The 297-nt window shown below is 44.8% G+C and carries 1 protein-coding gene; it reads left to right on the top strand.

The annotated features are described in order from the left end of the window. Positions 1 to 10: 10 nt before the first annotated feature. Positions 11 to 297, top strand: a 287-nt coding sequence (locus DW173_RS24295) for a helix-turn-helix domain-containing protein (protein ID WP_233562308.1), incomplete at its 3' end; no start/stop codon positions are given.

The raw sequence follows: 297 nt of genomic DNA, 5'->3' as shown, positions 1-297 counted from the left end.
AAAAAACAGAATGGATACAAATTTGGATGTATTAGGTATCATCAAGCGTGCCAAACAGGCGTTAAACCTAAAAAGAGACAGCGAACTAGCTGAATATCTGGGAGTTTCGAGAGCCACAGTCACCAATTGGGGCGCACGAAACAGCATCGATTTCCGCTTGTTGCTCGACAAATTGGGGGACAAGGTAGACTACAACTGGCTATTATTGGGAAAAGGAAATCCGAAACATCAGCCGAGACATTGCGAAAGCGAACTGGTGCAGGGAGAAGTCGAGATTATACACAATCCGAAAACACC

The sequence above is a fragment of the Bacteroides sp. AM16-13 genome, assembly GCF_003602705.1.
GTDB classification, from domain to species: Bacteria; Bacteroidota; Bacteroidia; order Bacteroidales; family Bacteroidaceae; genus Bacteroides; species Bacteroides xylanisolvens.
Note: the sequence above shows the minus strand (reverse complement) of the source record. Positions and strands in the feature narration are given on the sequence as shown.